The organism is Pseudoflavonifractor sp. An184, from assembly GCF_002160305.1.
In the GTDB taxonomy this organism is placed as follows: Bacteria; Bacillota; Clostridia; order Oscillospirales; family Oscillospiraceae; genus Lawsonibacter; species Lawsonibacter pullicola.
Genome location: NZ_NFKI01000132.1, coordinates 1 through 1,252, shown reverse-complemented (window position 1 = coordinate 1,252; position 1,252 = coordinate 1). Strand labels below are relative to the sequence as shown.

Annotated in this window: 2 protein-coding genes; both read left to right on the top strand. The window is 45.7% G+C overall.

Annotated features, from left to right (window positions below; translation table 11 throughout):
• Positions 1 to 60: 60 nt before the first annotated feature.
• Positions 61 to 411 (top strand): helix-turn-helix domain-containing protein, encoded by a 351-nt coding sequence (locus B5F19_RS16760; RefSeq protein WP_087292907.1) that lies wholly within the window; start codon positions 61 to 63, stop codon positions 409 to 411.
• Complete coding sequence (locus tag B5F19_RS16755; protein ID WP_140394280.1) at positions 312 to 1,250, top strand: IS3 family transposase; 939 nt, start codon at positions 312 to 314, stop codon at positions 1,248 to 1,250. Before B5F19_RS16760 ends, B5F19_RS16755 begins: the two co-directional genes overlap by 100 nt.
• Positions 1,251 to 1,252 lie beyond the last annotated feature (2 nt).

The window sequence follows — 1,252 nt, the reverse complement described above, 5'->3', positions numbered from 1 at the left end:
TGAACAGCACCCCAATTGTTAGACAGTATGGTATACTACTAACGAATGGGGTGTTGTTTTATGCCAAAAGGGAAACCAAATAAAAGATACACAGGGGAGTTCAAACAAGAAGTTGTAGAGACGATGATGCGGGAAAAACTAAGTTACCGTGAAGCAGCTCGTCAGTTTGAGATCAATGATCATAACCGTGTACGGTATTGGGAGCGCATATATTTGGAAGAAGGTCCAGAGGGGCTGTACATAGAGCGAAGAGGTCGCGGCAGCAAGGGGCGTCCTCCGAAGAAGCTCAAGGCGGAGATTGAAGAAGACTTATTGGCAGAAGTACAGCGGTTGAGAGCGGAGAATGCATACCTAAAAAAATTGAATGCCTTGGTTGCCGAGAGGGTACGGCAAGAGAGAAAGCAAAAGTAATATGGGAACTGAGGCATGAACACAAGTTGTCGCTGTTGCTGAACGTTGCCGGTCTCCCTCGCAGCACATATTATTACTACACCAAAAAGCAGAAAGAGCCAGAGAAGTATGTAGAGTTGAAAGAAGAGATCTGCTCCATTGCAGCAGAGAACAAGGGAAGATACGGCTACCGTCGTGTGACACAGGAACTGCGAAACCGTGGATTTCATTACAACCACAAGCTCGTCATGAAACTGATGAAGCAGCTGGGCTTAAGCAGCAAAGTACGGGTGAAGAAGTATCGTTCTTACAAAGGCGAAGTCGGGAAAATCGCTCCAAATCTTCTGGAAAGGAACTTCTATGCGGAGAAGCCAAATCAGAAATGGGTTACCGATGTAACTGAGTTCTCTTTGTTCGGTGAGAAGCTGTACCTTTCTCCCGTTTTAGATCTGTGCAGCGAGGATCTGGTCAGCTATACGATCTCGAATCGACCGGTGCTCGGAATGGTGATCTCTATGCTGGAGAAAGCCTTTGAAACGATCCCAGAAGGCACTGGACTTATCCTGCATTCTGATCAAGGCTGGCAGTACCAACACAAGCAGTATCAGAGGATGCTGGAATCAAAAGGCATACGTCAGAGCATGAGCCGAAAAGGGAATTGCTTAGATAATGCCGTGATGGAGAATTTCTTCGGATTACTCAAATCTGAGCTTCTATATCTTCAAAACTTTGACTCCTTAGAACACTTCAAGACTGAACTCATTGACTACCTTGATTACTACAACAATCGCAGAATCAAGCTAAAACTGAAGGGCCTGACACCTGCTCAACACAGATACCAGACCCTTCAGGTCGCTTAATT